Origin of the sequence: Hymenobacter sp. UYP22 (assembly GCF_040547285.1) — a bacterium.
Lineage (GTDB): Bacteria > Bacteroidota > Bacteroidia > Cytophagales > Hymenobacteraceae > Hymenobacter.
Genome location: NZ_JBEPPK010000005.1, coordinates 97621 through 117825, shown reverse-complemented (window position 1 = coordinate 117825; position 20205 = coordinate 97621). Strand labels below are relative to the sequence as shown.

The following is a 20205-nucleotide window of genomic DNA, read 5'->3' as shown; positions in this document are numbered from 1 at the left end:
AGCTTGTGCATTCCTGAATCGTACCTACTTTTGCCATCCCAAACCACTCATTTTGGGCCTTACAGAGAGGTGGCAGAGTGGTCGAATGCGACGGATTCGAAATCCGTTATACCTGCAAGGGTATCGGGGGTTCGAATCCCCCCCTCTCTGCACTTGGCTTTTTCAATCCGTGAGAAAGCCTTTTTTCTTGGCAACCAGAGCGGCAACGCACTTGAGTTCCTCAACATATCCAGAGGAGTGGCAGAGTGGTCGATTGCGGCGGTCTTGAAAACCGTTGAGGGTTAAACCTCCGGGGGTTCGAATCCCTCCTCCTCTGCGAAGCGGCCCTGATGCCCAAGAAAGAAACGCCTTCCAAGCCAGCTTGGAAGGCGTTTTTGTTTGCCCCTGCGAGTAAGCTCACCAGTAAAGCCCGAAAAACCCGAACACAAATCAGTAATACATAGTTATACTGTTGTGCTTGCCCGAGCCGGCGCATTATTTGCTTTGCTGTTGCCTGCTACCTTTGCTCGTATCTATGACCGAAGTACTGTTCGATGTTAACCTGCAACAGCTGCCCGACGAGTTTCTGAATGGAAACTGGCGGGTGTCCGACCGGGTACTTAATCACACTGACCCTACCAGTATGCTGGCCCGCGCCGAACTGTTTGCCCTGCAGCCGGGCCGGGTAGAAGTGCAGGCCGCGCACGCGCAGGACGCGGGAAAGTGGCAGATTCAGCGGGATGAGTTATTAAACCGGCCCTATCTGGAATTGATGCTGGGCCAGGAGCAGACCCGCGCGTTGGTAACCCGCCTGCGCCGCTCCCGCAACGGGGCCGAAAGCCAATTGAACCTCTACTTCCAATCGGGGATGGAAATGCTGCTCACGCAACCGTAAGCAGCTTTTCTGTTCACCTATTATTTGCTTGCATATGGCTGCTGCCACCTCTGATACTCCGGAATTTGCCTCCACTGCTCCCGGTCGGTCCTCCGCCAGCGAGAGTATTCTGCTGAGCGTTACTGATGCCGCCGGTACCACGCTGTACGCCAGTCCGCAACTGTTGCAGTTCACGGGGCTTTCTTTGGAAGGCTTAAATACCGGTTGGTTTGACCTGGTGCATCCTGAAGATGGCGCACGCGTGGCAAAGCAGGTGCAGCACATGAGGGAAACGGCGCAGCAGTACCAAATCGAGTGGCGCATCCGGCGGCAGGACGGGCAGTACCGGTGGGTGCGCACTACGGGCTATCCGCAGCTGGACAACAGTGGGCGGGTGCATCAGTGGATTATCGGTACCATTGATATTGAGGAAGCCAGAACCAAACAGGGCGCATCCGGCGAGGACTTTAGCTTTTTGGCCGAGTTGATTCCGCAGCTGGTCTGGACCACGGACCCTACCGGTTTTCATACCTACTTCAACCAGCGCTGGACCGACTTCACTGGTTACACCCTGGCCGACAGCGTAGGGCCCGATATGTGGAACAACCTGCTGCACCCCGATGACCGGCAGTTGGCCCGCAAAGTGTGGGGTCATTCCCTGGCCACCGGCGAGTTCTACGAAATTGAGTACCGATTTAAGTCACAGGAAGGCGACTACCGGTGGTTTTTGGGCCAAGCCCTGCCCGTGCGCGATGCTGACGGGAATATTGAAAAGTGGTTTGGCACCTGTACCGACATCCACGACCAAAAAATGCAGGAACTGGCCCTGCGTAAGCGGGAGCAGGACTTCACCACGCTGGCCAACGCTATTCCGCAGTTAGCCTGGATGGCCGATGAAAAGGGGCATATTTTCTGGTACAATGACCGGTGGTTTCGTTTTACGGGTACTACGCTGGCGGAAATGCAAGGCTGGGGCTGGCAGAAGGTGCAGCACCCGGATTACCTGGAGGCAGTAACTGAAACCTGGAAGCAGGCTCTGGCAGGCGGTGAGCAGTGGGAAGATACATTCCCGCTGCGTCGCCACGATGGAGAATACCGCTGGTTTCTGAGCCGGGCCGTACCCGTGCGCGACGAGGAAGGCCAGGTAGTGCGCTGGTGCGGTACCAACACCGATATAACTGAGCAGAAGCAGCTGCAGGAGCAACTTGAACGCGCTTACTCGGACCTGGAAGCCAAGGTAATGTTCCGGACTTTGGATCTGGAGCGCGAGGTGCAGGAGTTGCGCCAGCAGTTAGGAACCGCAGGCAGTAAGTAACCTCCTGCCGAAGCCGCTTCATCAATAAGGCCGCCTGCTGTGACAGCAGGCGGCCTTGTTAGTTGCTGGAAACGGACACCACACTTACTCCTCCGCGTCCTGGCCTTTTTTCAGTTCGGCATCCAGGAAATAGGCCCCACGCCGCACTACGTGGGTGGAGTCGGGTAAGGGGGCCAGCAGGCGTAGCGCCACGTCGCCGTTTTCGGCGGCTCCGGCTATAACTTTTACGCGGCGGAACGAGCCGGGCCCCACCTGGGTGAAGATGTAGCTGAACTCACCCGCCTGCACCAGGGCGTCCTCGGGCAGGGTGCGCTGCCGCGCCGCCCCGGTCTGGATGGAAGCAGCTACGTATTGGCCCGGAATCAGGTCGGTGCGCTCGGGCTCCAAATGGGCGTGTACGTTCACCGTGCGTTTTTCCGGGTCGAAGGATTTTCCCACGAGGTAAACGCTGGCCGTCATTTCGGGGCCGTGCTGCTGGCTGGGTACCCGGAACAGCACCTGCTGGCCATTGTGCACCTGGTTTACATCCCGCTCAAATACCTGCAGCTCCAGGTGCATGTGGCTGGGGTCCACCATCTCTACCAGTACATCCTGGGGGTTCACGTATTGGCCGGGGTTGATGCGTACGGTGGCGACGTTGCCGCTGATGGGCGCCGTGAGCGTAACCGTAGGCGAAATTCGGCCCTGATTTAAGCTGTTAAGAGAAACACCCAGCATGCGGAGCTGTCCAGTCGTGGCCTGCAGGCTGGCTTGTTCCGAAGCATAGTCGCTCTGGGCCTGCTGGAGCTTGCGCTTGGCACCTACGTCCTCGGCGTCCAGGGTTTGCTGGCGGCGCAGTTCCTGCTGCAGAAACGTGACCCGGGCCCGGCTTTGCAGGTATTCCTGTTGCAGCTTGAGGTAATCGGGGTGGCGCAGCACGGCTAGCACCGAGCCCCGGCGTACTTGCTGGCCGGGCAGCACCGCCACACTCTGCACGTAGCCGCCCATCACCGCCGACACAGAGGCCCGATTTTGGGGCGGCACATCTACCACGCCGTTAGCCTGCACATCGGAAGCCAGGTTTTTCCAGGTAAAGCTCCCCAGCTCCAGGCCGGCCGCCTGCACCTGGGCCGGGCTAATGCGCACCTCATCGGGAGAGGTAGGCAGATTAGGCGTAGCAGCGGCAGCGGGCGTTTGCGTTTCCGGCGCTTTATTCTGGCTACAAGCGGCCAGCAGCGCGGCCAATACAAGGAAGAAATTCGATTTCATGCGGTTGATTCATAGATAAGCAGCCTGCCAAAGCGGAGCCGCAGGCGCGGATGATTATTGGGCGTCGGGGCCGGTGAGGGCCAGCAGTTGCAGGGCCAACTCGTTGTAGCGGCTTACTTGGTCGAGGTAGGCCGTGCGGATTTGCCAGGCCGGCTCGGTGTTCACCACGTACTCCACGTACTCAACATCCCCGGCCCGGAAGCTCTTTTCGGCGGTATCCAGAATCAGGCGGGCCTGGGGCAGGGCGGTTTGCTCGTAGTACGTGAGGGAGGCCCGGGCCCGCTGCAGCTGGCGGCGCAGGCCCGCCAACTGGCCACTCAGTTGAACTGTAGCGTAGCGTAACTGAGCCTCAGCGGCCTGCTCCCCAATGCGGGCGGCCTGGATGCGGCTTTTTTGTACGCCGCCCAGCAGGGGTACCGCCACGCCAGCCTGGGCGACATGAAAGCCGTTTTCCTTGTTGATGGTTTGCGTGAAATAGCCCAGGCGCACATCGGGCAGGCGGCGCAGTTGCTCCACCCGGGTTTGGCGGCGGCTTACCTCCACTTCCTGCTCCAAAAGCGCCAGGATAGGATTGGAGCCCGATGACAGCCCCGCCGTATCAGTGGCGGCCAGCGTGATAACCGGCGTGGTAGTGGTGTCGATAAGCGCCAAACCGGGCTGGTTGAGCAGCACGGCCAGCTGCTGCTGCTGCACCTGTTGCTCGGTGCGCACCGTGGCCAGCCGGTTCTGCAGCTCCAGCCGCCGCGCTTCGGCCGACACCTGCTCCAGGCGGTTGGTTTCGCCAGTTTGGTAGCGGATGCGGGCGGCGCGGGCGGCGCGTTGGTAGAGGCTGTCCTGGCGGCGTAGTAGGGCGGCGCGGCGGTAGCTCACTAGCAGCTCATAGTAACTGCTGCGGATGCGGAACGCCAGCTCCCGGCGCTGTTGGCGCACCCGTTGCTCGGCTGTGAGTACCTGTCCTTCCAGCAAGCGGCGCTGGGCCCCGTACACCCCCGGCAGCGCCGACTGTTGCACCACGTTGAAGCTCTGGTCGCGCAAGGGCCCCGAAATCTGGCCCACCTGGTAATCAAGCACGGTGCGGGGTACGTCGTAGCCAGTGCGGGCCAGGGCGCGTTGGCGCTCAATATCCAGGCTGCCGGCTTGCACCAGCAGGCTTTGGCTGAGGCCGGTTTGCAGGGCTTGATTTAAGGAAAGCAGACTGCCGGGCTGGACTACCGGCGCTGGGGCCGCCGGGGGTGGCGGTAAGGTGCGCGGTGTGGTCTGGGCCTGCGTAAAACAGGGTAGGACCAGCATAATGAACAACAGGTATCTCATAGAGAAGAAAGTCAGATGTAGAAACGCGACACTTCGCGTCTCCCCGTTAAACGGTGTCGTGCAGGTGATGTCGTTCTGACACCGAGATGCGAGGTGTCGCGTTTCTACACCGCTCCGGATTACAATTCGTGGTTTTCCTTGATTTCGGCCAGTAGCTCGGGGGTAGGCTCGGTAGGGCTGGCTTCCCCGTCTTTGGTGAACAGGGTGTAGAGCACCGGCAGCACGATGAGCGTGAGCAGGGTGGCCGAAATCAGTCCGCCGATAACTACCGTGGCCAGGGGTTTTTGCACCTCGGCGCCGCCGGAGTTGCTCAGGGCCATAGGTAGGAAGCCCAGGGAAGCTACTGCCGCCGTAAGCAGCACCGGCCGAAACCGCTCGTGAGTGGCTTTCAGTACCCGCTCCCGCACTGAGTCTATACCAGCCAGGGCCAGCTCGTTGATGCTGGCTACCAAGACAATGCCGTTGAGTACGGCCACCCCGAACAGCGCAATAAAGCCCACGCCCGCCGAAATACTGAACGGCATCCCGCGCAGCCACAGAGCCAGAATACCGCCGATGGCCGCCAGCGGAATACCCGTAAAAATCAGGCTGGCCTGCTTCACCGAGCGGAAGGAGAGGTAGAGCAGCACGAAAATCAGCAGCAACGACACCGGCACAGCCACCGCCAGCCGCGACTTGGCCTGCTGCAGGTTCTCGAACTGGCCACCGTACTTGATGGTGTAGCCCTCGGGTAGCTTGAGCTTGGCATCCAGCTGCTGCTGAATTTCCTGCACCAAGCTTTCCACGTCCCGGTTGCGCACGTTTACCCCGATGTTGATACGGCGGCGGGCATCGTCGCGGGAAACCTGGGTGGGGGCGTTGCGGAACTCTACACGGGCCACTTCTTCCAAGGGTATTTTCTGGCCGTTGGGCACATCTACGTACAGCTGACGCAAATCCTGGAGGCCGCGGCGGTTGGTGCTGTCCAGGCGCACCACCAGGTCGAAGCGCCGCTCACCCTCGTACACTTGGCCCGCTACATCACCGGCGAAGGAAGCGCGCAGCAGCGTGTTCAGGTCCTGTACGCGCAGGCCGTACTGGGCCATTTTCTGGCGGTCATACGTAACCCGCAACTGGGGCAGGGCGGCAATCTGCTCCACTTTTAGGTCGCCCACGCCGGCCAGGGGGCGAATGAGGGCGGCGGCTTCAGTGGCTTTTTCGAACAGCAGGCCCAGGTCGTCGCCGTAAATCTTGATGCTGATATCCGACTTCACGCCCGAAATCAGTTCGTTGAAGCGCATCTGGATGGGCTGCTGAAACTCCAGGCTCACGCCCGGAATGCCGGCCAGGGCCTCGCTCATCTTGCCAGCCAACTCCTCCCGGGAACTGGCCGAGGTCCATTCCGCCTGGGGCTTGAGCACCACAATCTGGTCGGAATCTTCCAGGCTCATGGGGTCGGTAGGAATTTCGGAGGTGCCGATTTTGCCCACCACCTGCTCCACCTCCGGGAACTGCTTCAGCAAAATCTGCTGGATGTTGGTGGTGGTGGCAATGGTTTGGGAGAGGGAGGAGCCGGGGGCCAGCCCCACGTACACGGCAAAGTCGCCCTCATCCAGCTGCGGAATAAACTCCCCGCCCAGGCTGGCAAACACCCCGCCCGCCAGCACCAGCAGCCCCACGGCCGCCCCGGCCACGATACCGCGCAGGCGTAGCGCCCCCCGGATGATGGGCTCATAGCCGCGGTACAGGAATTTCATGATGCGGTCGGCCACGGTGCCTTCCTCTTTAATATCCTTGCGTAGGGCCCAGGCCGACACGGCCGGTACGTAGGTGAGGCACAGCAGCATGGCCCCCACAATGGCGAAGCTCACGGTCAGGGCCATGGGCCGGAACATCTTGCCCTCAATGCCGGTGAGGGCCAGGATGGGCAGGTACACGATGAGGATGATGAGCTGCCCGAACAAGGCGGAGCGCATCATGCGGGTGGCGGCCGTTTCCGCTACCTGGTCCATGGTTTCGTGCTCGGCCTTGGCCCGAAAGTGCACGAGGTGGAAAATCATGGCTTCCACGATAATCACCGCCCCGTCCACAATTAGCCCGAAATCCAGCGCGCCCAAGCTCATCAGGTTGGCCGATACGCCGAAGGTGCGCATGAGGCCCAGGGCAAACAACATGCACAGCGGAATCATGGAAGCCACCACCAGCCCGGCCCGCCAGTTTCCCAGCAGCACCAGCAGCACCACCATTACAATGATGCCGCCCTCAGTCAGGTTTTTGGCGACGGTGTGAATAGCCGTGTCCACCAGCTTCGTGCGGTCGAGGAAGGGTTGCACGTACACGCCCTGGGGCAGCGTCCGGTTGATTTCGGCCACGCGGGCTTTCACGCCTTTGATGGTTTGCTCCGACGATGCCCCTTTGAGCATGAGCACAATGCCGCCCACGGTTTCGCCCTGGCCGTTGCGCGTCATGGCCCCGTAGCGCACCGAGTGGCCGAAGCGCACGTCGGCTACGTCGCGCACCAGCAGAGGTACGCCGCCGGCCTGCTTGATAACGATGCTGCCCACATCCTGCAAAGAGGTGGCCCGGCCTTCGCCCCGAATGAAGTAGGCGTTGCGGCCCCGCTCCAGGTAGCCGCCGCCGGTGTTGGCGTTACTGGCTTCCAGCGCCCCGAACAGCTCGGGCATAGTCACGCCGCTGGCGTTTAGGCGCTCGGGGTTTACGCTCACTTCGTACTGGCGCACGTAGCCGCCAAAGCTGCTCACGTCTACCACGCCGGGCACGCCGGCCAGCTGGCGCTTCACCACCCAATCCTGCAGCTCGCGCAGGCGGGCTAGGGAATACTTCTGCTCGAAGTCGGGCTTCAGGGCCAGGCTGTACTGGAAAATTTCGCCCAGGCCGGTGGTAATAGGGGCCATTTCGGGGCGGCCCAGGTCGGTGCCCAAATCGGCCTCGGCGGAGCGCAGCTTCTCGGCTACCAGCTGGCGGGTTTGCAGCGTCGGCACGTCGTCCTCGAACACCACGGTAATCACCGAAAGGCCGAAACGCGACACGGAGCGCACTTCCGTAACGCCCGGAATGGTGCGCAGGCTCTGCTCCAGCGGAATGGTCAGGAGTTGCTCTACCTCCTGGGCCGCCAGCGCGGGGCTTTGAGTGAGTACCTGAACCTGGTTGTTGGTTACGTCGGGAATGGCATCCAGCGGGAGGGTAGTGGCCGAGTAGCCACCCCAGGCCACCAGGGCCAGGAGCAGCAGCACCACAAACAGCTTGTTGTGGATACTGCCCCGGATAATGCGGGCAAGCATAGGAAAAGGAGTTGCCGCCGGCGGGGAGCTAGTATTGAGGAGTGAGTATTGGGTACTGAGTATGAATCCGTAGAAGTAAGCTGAAAACCGGATGATGCCATCTGGCTCTTACGGCTCACACCTTAAACTCACTACTCAATACCATCTACTCACTACTAACATGCAGCTAGCGGAATGAGCGAAAAAACCACGGGAAGCGGCCGGACGCGCTGCGCCTGGGGGCTTCGGGTGGCTACGCTCGGGGCGGCTGCAGCAGTGGGTTGCTCACGCTGAACGCATAGAGCGGGCCGGGCGCCACGCGGTAGGCGGCGGCGGGCCAGGTGAGGGGGCGCGGGGGCAACAGCACCCGGCCAAGGGGCAGCACGAAACCAACCATCATGCAGTCGTGGTGGTGCTGTTCCAGGGGGAGTTTGTGATGGTCCTGTTCGTCGCGCTGGGAGTAGGGGTGGCGGCGGTGGTCGGAGCCGTGGGGGCCGTAATGCAGCGCCAGAAACGCCAGCGGCGAGAGGCGGCCGCCGGTCAGGGCCCGGTGGTAACGGTAGTGCTGGGCCAGCTCGGGCAGTTTCCCCAGTTCCGACAAGTCGTTCTGCGGCACGAGGCCGCTCACGAGCATCAGAATTCCCAGAAAGAAGGCTACCACTTGCTTCACGGCATAAAGGTACGGCTGAACGGCTGAATTGGACGGATAAACCGATGTTGCTACTGAAATTTGGAAGGTTTCTGAATTCAGAGGCTACTAAAACCGCCGGCGGCTTTTCGCAGCTGGGGCTTTTTATTGCCCGGAATCATGTACCTACAACCACCTCAGCAGCGCAACCGTACTGAGGAGGCCTGTGGCTGCCTAGTACCTGCCAGGGTTCCTCTGTATGCACAAATGGATACTTGCCTTGGCCGTGCTGCTGGGGCTGACTGCCTTACCCGCCCGCGCCTACTCTGTACTTACGCACCAAGCCAACATCGACTCCAGTTGGCAGCGCTGCCTGGTGCCGTTGCTGCAGGGCCGTTACCCTGGCACCACCGAGGAGCAGCTGAAAGAAGCCAAGAGCTATGCGTACGGGGGCTCTATTCTGCAGGATATGGGCTACTACCCGTTCGGCTCGGTGCTGTTCACCAACCTCACGCATTACGTCCGTTCCGGTGACTTCGTACGCAATCTGCTCAATGAAGCCAACAACCGCAATGAATACGCTTTTGCCTTGGGGGCGCTGGCGCACTATGCCGCCGATATCAACGGCCACCCCGAGGGTACCAACCGCGCCATGCCCAGCGTGTATCCCGAGCTGAAAGCCAAATTCGGCGACCATATCACCTACGAGGAAGCCCCTATTCAACACACCCAGCTGGAGTTTGCCTTTGATGTGGTGCAGGTGGCGGCCGGCCGCTACCGCACAGCCGATTACCAGCGCTACATTGGGTTTCAGGTAAGCAAACCAGTATTGGAGCGGGCTTTTCTGAAAACGTATGGGCTGGAACTCGGGCAGGTAATTTTCAACGTGGATCTGGCTGTGAGTTCGTTCCGGTTTGCTGTGCGCAGCCTCATTCCAATTGCCAGCCGGGCGGCCTGGCAAAGCCAGAAAAAGGAAATCCGCCGACTCAGTCCCCGGGCCCGCCGCCGCGAGTACGTGTACAAGGAAAGTGAGCGGGAGTACCGGCAGCGCTACGGCACCGACTACGAACACCCCGGTACCGGGGCCCGGATGCTGTCGTACTTTGTGCGGGTGCTGCCCAAAATTGGGCCGCTCCGGCCGTTTGCTTTCAAGCTACCCACTCCCGAAGCCCAGGAGATTTTCAAAGCCAGCTTCCAGGATGTACAGCGCAAATACTGCACTATGCTGGAGAAGGAACCGCGCGACAGTACCGCCGCATCCCAACCGCTGGCCAATACCGATTTTGACACCGGCCGGCCTACCAAGCTAGGCGAGTACGCGCTTACCGATGAAACCTACGGGGAGTGGTTGCGCAAGCTGTCGGATAAGAAGTTTGAACACCTAACGGCAACGCAGCAGCAGCACATCCTGGCCTTTTTCAGCACCCCCACCCAGGAGCCGAAAGGCGAAGAGGAAAAAGAAGGCGACAAACGCAAGGAAACCATAGAGGCACTGCAACAGTTGCGCACTTATAAACCAGCGCAGCAGTAAGTCAGCCGGAAGCCAGCAGTATTCTGCTTGGAATCTAGCTTCTTTCAACTCTGCAGCATGCCAGCCAAAAAAGCCAAAATGGCTGGTAACAAGGCACTTGGCTGCCACCTATGTTGCAAAAAAACTCACGCATACCGCTTGGCTATGCGTGAGGGACTATGAGTGCCGTGCGGCCAAATCCTAGCGGTGGTAGGGGCGGTACAGGCGGTAATTAGGACGATGAACGTGTGAGTAGCCGCGCAGCTTGGCCTTTACCGTGGGCAGAAAACGCCCGCCAAATAAACCAGCCGCCGATACCTGATTAGGCAAGCAGAACGACAGGGCGAATAGAACGAGGCTGAGTTTGAGTAGGCGTAGGAACATGAGCAGAAGGTGTATGAAGGTGAAGAAGCGTAGTATTGCTACAAACCTATCAGACACGCTTTTCCCTGCCCTATTACTTCGCCAGACCCACTCTGTTCCTCTCTGAATTCGGTTGCTTTGTGGGTGGACTATTTGTATCAAACAAAAGCGCCCGCCCCCTCGGTGTAAGGAAGCGGGCACTCACAAGCTGAAAAGCCGTGGTTGTTGGGAGCTGATCAGGATGCCCAGACTTCGGCAAGTCTTTCAAGCCCCCTTATTTTTAGACGACGAGTGTGCCCGCGTGAGGATGGCCTTAGTTGGTAGCAGTCGGTTCTTGTACCAGCCCGCTGCTGAGGCGGCGCAGCACAATTTCAGCTTGCTTGGCCTGGTAACGAATATCCAGCAGCCGAACTTCGGCATCTAATTGGGTACGTTGAGCCACGCGCAAGTCGAGGGGGGTGAGCAGGCCCAAGCGGTAGCGCTCCAGAGCAATGGCCACGTTTTCGCGGGCCAGCAGAATGTTGGCTTCTTCTAGCTCTAGCAGCTGCAAGCGGTTCTGGTACTGGGCCCAGGCCTGTTCGGCTTCAGCATCCAGCTGAAGTTGCGTTTGGTCGAGTTGGAGTTGGCTTTGCTCCTCTACAATGCGGGCGTTCTGCTCCAGGCGGGTACGGTTGAACCCGTCAAAAATGGGCACGGAAGCTACCACACCGTAGTTGAGCCCCAGGTTGCGGTTGGTGCTGGTGGTAAGCAGCGTACCGGCAAAGGCGGCATTGTTGATGTTGCGGTTTAGGCCGTAGCCAGTGGTGAGGCCAATTTGCGGAAACCGGGAAGCGCGCACCAGCTTCCGGTCGTAGGTGGCCACCTCGGTATTGGTGCGGGCTTGCTGCAGGCGGGGGTTATTCTGGCGGATGGCTTGCAGCACCGTTTCCCGCTGCAAATCCTGGGTGACCACAATGGAGTCCTGGGGCTGGAAGTTAAGGTTAGGATTACGGCCCAGCAGGTTATTTAACGTGATTTTTGCCGTTTTCAGGGCTTCCTGCTGCTGAATCAGGATGGAGCGGTCGGCGTTGTAGTCTACCCGGGCGGTCAGCACTTCTACCTTCGCCGCTACGCCCACATCCACGCGGCCTTGGGTTAGGTCGATGCGAGCCTGCCCGATTTTCAGGGCTTCTTCAATGGAGTTGATTTTACCCGATTCGCGCACCACCACGAAATAAGCATCCGTGATAGTGGCTACGGTTTCCTCCACGGTGGCCCGCGTCAACTGCTCCTGGCTCGCGCGCAAGGACTTTAGCCGGTCGTAGGCAATGAACATCCCGAAACCATCAAAAATGGTCCAAGTGGCGGCTACGTTGGCGTTAAGCTGGTTGTTGGTGCCCCCGTTCACGATGCGCGCCGGCGTGGGGTTGCCTATTGAGTCGCGGGTGCCAAACTGCTGCCGGATGTCGTTGCGGTTGAAAACGCGGGTGAAGTTGCCATTGACCACCGGCAGCTGCCCGGCGTTGCCGCGGGTCACGTTATTATCGGCAATGCGTGCATCCTGGCGCGAGAGGCGAATGTTATAGTTGTTTTCAAGGCCGATGCGGATGGCCTCGGCCAGCGTGAGGCCAGGGGCTGGAGCCACGGTTTCGGGCTTTTCCGTCTGGGGCTTGCTCTGAGGTTGCGTAGCCGGGGTGCGGGCGGGCAGTACTGGCCGTTGGGCGAGCAAGGGTAGGGGAGCGGCCAGCAGCAGGGCGAAAAGGAAGGAACGGGGCATGAGGGAAATCAACTGCGGAACGGGCGTGGAGAATGGAGCAGAACGTGCTGGCTCCTAAGCAGCCACGGCTTTTTCTTCGGCCTCGGCGTGCTTGTGCTTCTTGGCCGTAGCAAAGTAGGAATACATAACCGGCACTACGTACAGCGTAAGGGCCGTAGCAAAAAACAGCCCGCCCACTACGCCGATGCCCATGGCCCGGCGGCTAAGCGCGCCCGCACCAGTAGCCACCGCAATGGGCAAAATCCCCAGAATGGCACAAAGCGAAGTCATCAAGATGGGTCGGAAACGAGCTGTGGCGCCCTCAATCAGCCCGGTCATGTAGTCCTTACCGTTTTCTACCTGCTGGTTGGCAAATTCCACAATAAGGATACCGTTTTTGGTCACCAACCCCACCAGCATGATAATGCCGATTTGCGAGAACAGGTTGAGCGTCTGGTTGAAGTACCACAGGCTGAGCAGCGCCCCCGACAACGCCAGCGGTACCGTCACCATGATAATCACCGGGTCGCGGAAGCTCTCGAACTGGGCCGCCAGTACCAGATAAATCAGCACCAGGGCCAGCCCGAAGGCAAACACCAGGCTGCTGGAGCTTTCCTGAAAGTCGCGGGAGGAGCCGGCCAGCTCGGTGCTGAACGTGTCGTCGAGGTTCTTGTCGGCAATGGCCTGCATGGCGGCAATACCGTCGCCGAGGGTGCGGCCGGGCGCCAGGGAGGCCGAGAAGGTAGCCGAGTTGTAGCGGTTGAAGCGGTAGAGTTGGGGCGGGGTACTGCTTTCTACCAGTCGAATCACGTTGTCCAGCTGAATCAGCTCTCCGTTGGCGTTCTTCACTGACAGTAAGCGCACGTCCAAGGGTTGGCTCCGGTCTTCGCGGGCTACTTGTCCGATAATCTGGTACTGCTTGCCTTCCCGGATAAAGTAGCCGTAGCGCTGCCCGCTCAAACCCGACTGCAGCGTTTGCGAAATGCTCTGCACCGACACGCCCAGGCTCTGGGCCTTTTCCCGGTCGATGTTCACCCGCAGCTCCGGCTTATTGAATTTCAGGTTTACATCCACGAATTGGAAGGTAGGGTCCTGGCGGGCGGCATCCAGGAATTTGGGTACGGCCGTGCGCAGCTTGTCAAAGTCCTGGGTCTGGATAACGAACTGTACCGGCAGGCCGCCGCCCCCGCCGCCAATACTTTGGTCCTGGCTGACGGACGTGCGGGCGGCCGAGAGCTTTTTCACGCCGGCACTCAGCTTATCGGCAATAGCCGGCTGGGGTAGGGGGCGTTTGTCGGCTTCTAGCAGCAGCACCCGGGCCGTGCCCGAGTTGGAGCCGCCCCCGAAGCCCGGGGAAGTCACGGCAAATACACTGCTCAGGTTATTTGGGCCAGCTGAGTCCATGGCCATTTGGGTGAGCTGAGCCATGTAGGCGTCCATGAACTCAAACGAGGCACCCTCGGGGCCGGTGGCGTTCAGGTTGATGCGGCTCCGGTCTTCCACCGGGGCCAGCTCCGAGGGAATGGCGCCCATAAAGTACCAGATGCCTACGCCCGTACCCGCCACCACCAGCCAGGCCAGCCAACGGTTGCGCAAAAAGGTTTCGAGGCTGCCTTTGTAGCCGCCAATCATCTTCTCGAAGAAAGGCTCGGTTTTGCGGTAAAACCAGTTGTGCTTTTCCTCGCGCTTGAGCAGCACCGAGCACATCATGGGCGTGAGCGTTAAGGAGACAAATGCCGAAATCAGCACTGAGCCGGCCACCACAATGCCAAACTCCCGGAACAAGCGGCCCGTGATACCCGTGAGGAACACCACCGGCAGGAACACTGCTGCCAGCACTACCGTGGTACTGATTACGGCCATCAGAATTTCCTCGGAACCCTTGATGGCGGCCGTTTTGGGGTCTTCGCCTTCCTCGATGCGGGAGTAGATATTTTCCAGTACCACAATGGCGTCGTCTACTACCAAGCCAATGGCCAGTACCACGGCCAGCAGCGTGAGCACGTTGATGGAGAAGTTCATCAGGTACATCACGAAGAAAATGCCCACCAACGACACCGGAATAGCCACTACCGGAATAATAGTGGAGCGCCAGTCGCGCAGGAACAGGAAGATAATCACTACCACCAGCACAAAGGCTTCAATGATGGTATGCTCCACCTCATTGATGGATTGCCGGATAAACACTGAGTTATCGAAGCCCGGCTTCAGCACCAGGTCTTTGGGCAAATCCTTGCCGTACAGCTCAATGCGCTTGTTGAACTCGTCGGCAATGTCAATCTGGTTGGAGCCCGGCTGCGGAATTACCGCCAAACCGACCATCGGTACGCCGTTTACCTTGAAGATAGTCTGGTCGTTTTCGGGGTAGAGCTCGGCATAGCCAATATCTGACAGCCGCACCAGAGAAGAGGCGTCTTTGCGGATAATCAGGTTGTTGAAATCCTCCACGGAGCTCAGGCGGCCCATGGTACGTAGCGTAAGCTGGGTGGCCTGGCCCTGAACGGCTCCGCTGGGGAGCTCCACGTTTTCGCGGGTGAGAGCCGCCTGCACATCCACGGGGCTCACGCTCAGGGCCGAGAGCTTCACTGGGTCCAGCCACAGGCGCATGGAATATTTCCGCTCCCCGTACACCCGCACTTCCGATACGCCCGGAATCGTTTGAAGGCGCTCCTTGAGGGTGTTGTTGGCGTAGTCGGTCAGCTCCAGCAGGTTGCGCTGGCTGGAACTGAGGTAAGTCATTACAATGGGTTGGGAGTCGGCGTTGGCCTTGCTCACAATGGGCGGGTCAATATCCCGGGGCAAGCGGCCCTGCGCCCCCGATACCTTGTCGCGCACGTCGTTGGCAGCCGTTTCCAGGTCGGCGTCGAGGTCAAACTCTACGGTAATCTGGGTGCGGCCGTCCCGGGAGTTGGAGGTCAGGTTCTTGATGCCCTGGATGCCGTTGAGGGCTTCTTCCAGCGGCTCCGTCACCTGGCCCTGCATCACGTCGGCCGAAGCGCCGGTGTAGCTGGCCGATACGGTAATGATGGGTGGGTCCACGCTCGGGTATTCGCGCACACTCAAATACCGGAAGCCAATGACCCCGAAAATCACAATCACCAGGCTCATCACAATGGCGAGCACCGGCCGGTTTATGCTAGTTGAGGATAAGCTCATAAGGTTGTATTGGCTGATTGAGGGTGGTTCTACGAGTTGCCCGCAGGGCCTCGTAGATACCACTATTCGGTGAACGGCAACGGCCAATGAGAGTGGTCCTACGAGGCCCTGCGGGCAACTCGTAGGACCACGTTGTGCACTACTTGGTAACCTTCACCGCGTCGCCCGGCTTCACCTGCAGAATGCCGGTCCGAATCACGGAGTCGCCCACGGCCAAGCCATCGGTAATCTGAATGAGGCGGTCGGAGCGCACCCCGATTTTTACCTTTTTTGGTGCCATTTTGCCCTGTTGCACGGTGTACACGCTATAGCCGGTAGCTTCCGGAATAACGGCCTCGGTGGGCACCTGTAAGGCGTCGGAGGTCTGGCCCAGCTGCAGGTTGACCTTCACGAAGGCGCCGGGGCGCAGCTCGTCGCGGGTGTTGGCGTAGCGGGCGCGCACGGTTTGGGTGCGGCTCACGGGGTCAATCTGCGGATCGAGGGCGTACACCTTGGCTTCGTACTTCTTATTGGACGCCTCATCGGTGATGACGATAGGGTCGCCGGTGCGCACCAGGCTGGAAAAGCGGCTGGGAACCGTGAAGTTGATTTTCACCGGCCGAACCTTGGAAAGCGTGGTAATTTCGGCCCCGGGGCTTACGTAGGTGCCTACCGTGGCAGTAGTCAGACCCAGCACGCCGGCAAATGGCGCCCGCACGTAGGCCTTAGCTAGTGAGGCCCGCAACGACTGCAAATCGGCCTGGGCTGTGAGCAACTGGTTATTGGCCTGCTCGTACTCCTGGGCGCTGATGTACTCCTTATCCAGCAGAGTGCGCTGGCGTTTTTCCTGGTCGCGGAACAGTTTGATGTTGTATTCCTGCTTGCGCAGGGCCGCCTGAATCTCATCGGCGTTGATGCTTAGCAGCAGTTGGCCCTTGCTCACCGGCTGGCCCTCCCGAATGTTGAGGCTGGTAATCTTGCCCGAAATTTCGCTTTTGATTACTACCGACTCTTCGGCTAAGATGGAGCCCGTGGCGGCCACCTCATCGGCCAGGCTGGTGGCTTTTACCACGTACACCTGCACCGGGAGCTTCTGGCCGCCGCCTTTGCCACCCGCGCCGCTGGGCCCGCCTTTGCCGGGAGCACCCGCGCCACCTTTGCCGCCACCACCTTTCCCTTCCGCATTCTGAGAAGGAAAATATTTGATTTTGATAAACGCCAACGCTCCCACCACCGCCAACGCCACCAGCAGCCAAATAATGCGGCGGCCAGCATTGCCGGAGCGGGTTTCGGTTACGTCAGAGGTTGGGTGTTCCTGGGTTTGCATGGAGGTACTTCGGATGGAGCCCTGTTCAGGGAGGAGGCGAGGGGGATGGGCGCAACTGCCACAACGCGAACCAACTGGTTTTGGTTGACGCCGGGGCCGGAAGGGAAAGATGGGGGTAAGACACCAAAAATGCCTTCGGGTTGCGCGGGAGCGGGAAGTTGAAATTGTGAAGTGGTGAAATGGTGAGTTTGATGTTGCGCTTGCACTACTTGCACCATCAAATCTGGCTGAACGTCCAACTCACCATTTCACCACTTCACAATTTCACCTTCCCACCGTGTCCATTCCTCGCAACCCCACGGAGCAGCAGCGTAACTTTTTTCAGGATGTGCATGAGGTGGTGCGGCTGGTGCCGGTTGGCCGCGTAACTACCTATGGCACCATTGCCCACTACCTCGGAGCCCGGCACGGGGCCCGCATGGTGGGCTGGGCCATGATGGCCGCCCACACGGCCAATGAGTACGTGCCGGCCCACCGCGTCATCAACCGCAACGGTTTGCTTACCGGCAAGCAGCACTTTGCCACGCCCACGGCCATGCAAGAGGCCCTGGAGGCCGAGGGTATACAGGTAATAGATGACCAGGTCCAGGACTTCAAGCGGCTGCTCTGGGACCCGGCTACGGAGCTGGAATAACTGCCCGTTGGCTGGGGTATTTTCTGCTTCGCGCTACCTGTCAAAATCTTACCTTTACAGCCTTAAATTCCTTTGCGGGTTGTATTTCCCTTTTTCATGAAGCACTTTTTACTTGCTGGAACTCTACTAACTACCTCGGTGGGAGCTATGGCCCAGGCCACGTATTCCATCAAAGGGCGCGTACTGGACAAACTAACGGGGGAAGCGCTGCCCGGCGCTACCGTGCAGGTGGTGGGCAACGGCGCCAATACCGGAGCCGGGGCCGAAGAAAATGGCTCCTACCTTGTGCCTGGTCTGAAGCCCGGGACTTACACCGTGCGCGCTTCCTTTATTGGGTATAAACTGTTGGAGCAGCAGGTAACGGTGGGCAGCCAGAACGCCACGGCTACCTTCAACCTTACCTCCGACAATGCTACCCTGAATGAGGTGCAGGTAGTAGGTTCCCTGGGTGTGGCCGTGGAGCGCTCCACGCCGGTGGCGTTTGCGGCCGTGAACGAGGTGAAGCTGCGCGAAACCCTTTCCAACCGCGACCTGCCCATGATTCTCAACGAGACGCCCGGCGTGTACGCTACCCAGGGCGGCGGCGGTACCGGCGACTCGCGCATCAACATCCGCGGCTTCGACCAGCGCAACGTGGCCGTGCTGGTGAACGGGGTACCCGTGAACGATATGGAAACCGGCCAGGTGTTCTGGTCGAACTGGGACTTGGGCGACGTGACCAAGAGCCTGCAGGTGCAGCGCGGCCTGTCGGCCTCCAAGATTTCGGTGCCTTCCGTGGGCGGTAGCATCAACGTCGTAACCAAGGGCTTTGATGATAAGAAAGCCATCCTGGCCCGGGTAGAAACCGGCTCCAACAGCTACCAGAAATACTCCCTGATGCTGAGCACCGGCACCATGAAGGGCGACTGGGCCGTGACGGTGTACGGCTCCCGGCGCTTGTCGGAGGGGTGGGTAGATAAGGCGTTTGATGATGCCTGGACGTATTTTGGCAACATCAGCAAGCGCGCGGGCAACCACCGCATTTCCCTCACGGGTATGGGCTCCCCGCAAAGCCACGGTACCCGCAGCTTTGCCCAGCAAGTAGGCCTGTTCTCAACGGAAAAAGCCCAGGAAATTGGAGCGGCTCCCCTTGCCAACGGCGACCGGGGCTTCAAGTACAACCCGTACTGGGGCACGCTCAGCCGCTTCACCCTCGATGGCAGCGGCAACAAGGTGGCCCAGAAGCAGGAAAACCTGAATGAGCGCAGCAACTACTACCACAAGCCACAGATCAACCTCAACGACTACTGGCAGGTAAACAGCAAGCTGTTCGTGAATGCCGTAGCCTATGCCTCCTTCGGGAACGGGGGCGGGGTAACCGGCCTGACCACGGGCAACTCCAGCACTATTCTGCAGAACGGCACCACGCTGCAAACGGATTTTCAGCGCATTTATGAGCTGAACTACAACGACCCGCGCAACAACCCCACCCGCCGCTCCCAGCAGTTTCTGGTAAATAACGTGAACAGCCACCGCTGGTACGGGGGCGTGCTGGGCGCCGATTATTCGCTCGGTGATAAGCTGACTCTCTCGGCCGGGGTTGATGGGCGCCTGTACCGGGGCCTGCATTACCGCGAGGTGCGCGACCTGCTGGGTGGCGACTATACCAACCTGAACCCCAGTATTACCACTGCTGGCAACCGCAACGAGGACCCCACCACCCGCCTGTACGAGGGCGACAAAATCAGCTACAACTACGACGGTAAAACCCAGTGGCTGGGTGGCTACGCGCAGCTTGAGTACAAAACGCCGGTCCTGTCGGCCGTGGTGAGTGGCACCGTGTCGCAAATCAACTACAAGCGCATCGACTACTTCCGGCCTAAGCAGGTAACCGTGGATGGGCAGAGCTACGATGTGGCCTTCAACCAGACGCAAACCATTAACGGCCGCACCTACACCGCCGCCGATGGCAAAACCCTGGAAACCCCCTGGGCCGAGTTTACCGGCTACAGCGTGAAGGCCGGGGCCAACTACAACGTAACGGAGCGCAACAACCTGTTCGTGAACGTGGGCCACAACAGCCGGGTGCCTTTCTTCAACCAGGTGTACACCTCCCAAGGTCAGCAGTACCGGGATGTGAAGCCGGAGGGCATTACCTCCGTGGAGCTGGGCTACGGCATCAGCTACCCCAGCCTGAAGGCTACCCTCAATGCTTACTACATCCTGTGGGCCAACAAATCAACCAACTCCATTTCTACCGCTACCGGGGAGCCGGTGTACAGCACCGTTCGGAACGTGAATGCCCGGCACATGGGCGTAGAGATGAGCGTGGCCCAGGAAATCAGCCGCAGCCTGCAGCTGAACGCCGCCATTGCCGTGGCCGACTGGCGCTGGGTGGGCCAAGGTTTGCTGAATCAGGTAACCGAATCGGGTATCCAGGTAAATCAGCTTGACCAGCCGGTGTACCTGGACGGTGTGCACGTGGGCGACGCCGCCCAGAATCAGTTTCAGCTGGGCTTGCGCTACGAGCCTGTTCGGGGCTTCTATGTGCGGCCCTCCTTGCTGGTATTCTCGAAGTACTACGCGGCCTTCAACCCCGAGAGCATTCTGGAGGAAAACTCCCGCACGGATGCTTACCGCCTGCCTACCAGCAAAAACCTGGACCTGCACTTCGGCTACGAGCTGCGCCCCATGTACAACGAGAAAGTACGCATCGGTTTCCGGGCTTCAGTGCTCAACGTGCTGAACGAGTACTACTTCACCGACGTATCGAACCGCAACAGCACCAACGTGGCCGACCCGAATCTGCTGCAGGCCTTCTTCAACCGGGGCCGCACATTTACCCTGGGTATGTCGGTGGGGCTGTAGCGTCCCAGAAATACGCAGCAAACAGAAAGCCCCTGGCCA

At 59.7% G+C, this 20205-nt stretch carries 13 protein-coding genes and 2 tRNA genes; 7 read left to right on the top strand and 8 right to left on the bottom strand.

Translation table 11 applies throughout. The annotated features are described in order from the left end of the window. The first annotated feature begins 63 nt into the window (after nucleotides 1–63). From ABIB60_RS10750 to ABIB60_RS10735, 4 genes are all read left to right on the top strand, one after another. A tRNA-Ser gene (locus ABIB60_RS10750) sits at nucleotides 64–150 on the top strand. Between the two features lie 81 nt (nucleotides 151–231). After that, nucleotides 232–316, top strand: a tRNA-Ser gene (locus ABIB60_RS10745). Between the two features lie 198 nt (nucleotides 317–514). Further along, nucleotides 515–874, top strand: coding sequence for a hypothetical protein (locus ABIB60_RS10740; RefSeq protein ID WP_354579782.1), 360 nt, complete (start codon nucleotides 515–517; stop codon nucleotides 872–874). A gap of 34 nt (nucleotides 875–908) precedes the next feature. Continuing rightward, a complete protein-coding gene (locus ABIB60_RS10735) occupies nucleotides 909–2168 on the top strand; it encodes a PAS domain-containing protein (protein ID WP_354579780.1) in 1260 nt (419 codons plus the stop codon). A gap of 84 nt (nucleotides 2169–2252) precedes the next feature. On the opposite strand, the gene ABIB60_RS10730 is transcribed toward ABIB60_RS10735, so the two are convergent. The 4 genes from ABIB60_RS10730 to ABIB60_RS10715 form a co-directional block, all read right to left on the bottom strand. Beyond that, entirely contained in the window at nucleotides 2253–3416 is a 1164-nt protein-coding gene (locus tag ABIB60_RS10730; RefSeq protein ID WP_354579779.1) for an efflux RND transporter periplasmic adaptor subunit, read from the bottom strand. A 54-nt stretch (nucleotides 3417–3470) separates the two neighbouring features. Further along, entirely contained in the window at nucleotides 3471–4727 is a 1257-nt protein-coding gene (locus tag ABIB60_RS10725; protein ID WP_354579777.1) for a TolC family protein, read from the bottom strand. A gap of 119 nt (nucleotides 4728–4846) precedes the next feature. Beyond that, complete coding sequence (locus tag ABIB60_RS10720; RefSeq protein WP_354579775.1) at nucleotides 4847–8008, bottom strand: efflux RND transporter permease subunit; 3162 nt, start codon at nucleotides 8006–8008, stop codon at nucleotides 4847–4849. A 232-nt stretch (nucleotides 8009–8240) separates the two neighbouring features. Beyond that, a complete protein-coding gene (locus ABIB60_RS10715; RefSeq protein ID WP_354579774.1) occupies nucleotides 8241–8657 on the bottom strand; it encodes a hypothetical protein in 417 nt (138 codons plus the stop codon). Nucleotides 8658–8874: 217 nt separating this feature from the next. On the opposite strand from ABIB60_RS10715, the gene ABIB60_RS10710 reads away from it, so the two are divergent. Further along, nucleotides 8875–10146 (top strand): zinc dependent phospholipase C family protein, encoded by a 1272-nt coding sequence (locus tag ABIB60_RS10710; RefSeq protein ID WP_354579772.1) that lies wholly within the window; start codon nucleotides 8875–8877, stop codon nucleotides 10144–10146. 180 nt (nucleotides 10147–10326) lie between these two features. Here ABIB60_RS10710 and ABIB60_RS10705 read toward each other — a convergent pair whose 3' ends face one another. The 4 genes from ABIB60_RS10705 to ABIB60_RS10690 all read right to left on the bottom strand — a co-directional run bounded on the left by ABIB60_RS10705 (nucleotide 10327) and on the right by ABIB60_RS10690 (nucleotide 16685). Beyond that, nucleotides 10327–10509: a hypothetical protein gene (locus tag ABIB60_RS10705; RefSeq protein WP_354579771.1), complete on the bottom strand. Its 183-nt coding sequence runs from the start codon at nucleotides 10507–10509 to the stop codon at nucleotides 10327–10329. 292 nt (nucleotides 10510–10801) lie between these two features. Beyond that, entirely contained in the window at nucleotides 10802–12244 is a 1443-nt protein-coding gene (locus ABIB60_RS10700) for a TolC family protein (protein WP_354579769.1), read from the bottom strand. A 54-nt stretch (nucleotides 12245–12298) separates the two neighbouring features. Further along, on the bottom strand, nucleotides 12299–15379 hold the full coding sequence (locus tag ABIB60_RS10695) for an efflux RND transporter permease subunit (RefSeq protein WP_354579767.1): 3081 nt from the start codon (nucleotides 15377–15379) through the stop codon (nucleotides 12299–12301). Nucleotides 15380–15518: 139 nt separating this feature from the next. Then, nucleotides 15519–16685, bottom strand: a complete 1167-nt coding sequence (locus ABIB60_RS10690) for an efflux RND transporter periplasmic adaptor subunit (RefSeq protein WP_354579765.1) — start codon at nucleotides 16683–16685, stop codon at nucleotides 15519–15521. 277 nt (nucleotides 16686–16962) lie between these two features. On the opposite strand from ABIB60_RS10690, the gene ABIB60_RS10685 reads away from it, so the two are divergent. Continuing rightward, a complete protein-coding gene (locus tag ABIB60_RS10685) occupies nucleotides 16963–17319 on the top strand; it encodes an MGMT family protein (RefSeq protein WP_354579764.1) in 357 nt (118 codons plus the stop codon). Nucleotides 17320–17415: 96 nt separating this feature from the next. After that, a complete protein-coding gene (locus ABIB60_RS10680) occupies nucleotides 17416–20166 on the top strand; it encodes a TonB-dependent receptor (protein ID WP_354579762.1) in 2751 nt (916 codons plus the stop codon). Nucleotides 20167–20205: the final 39 nt, after the last annotated feature.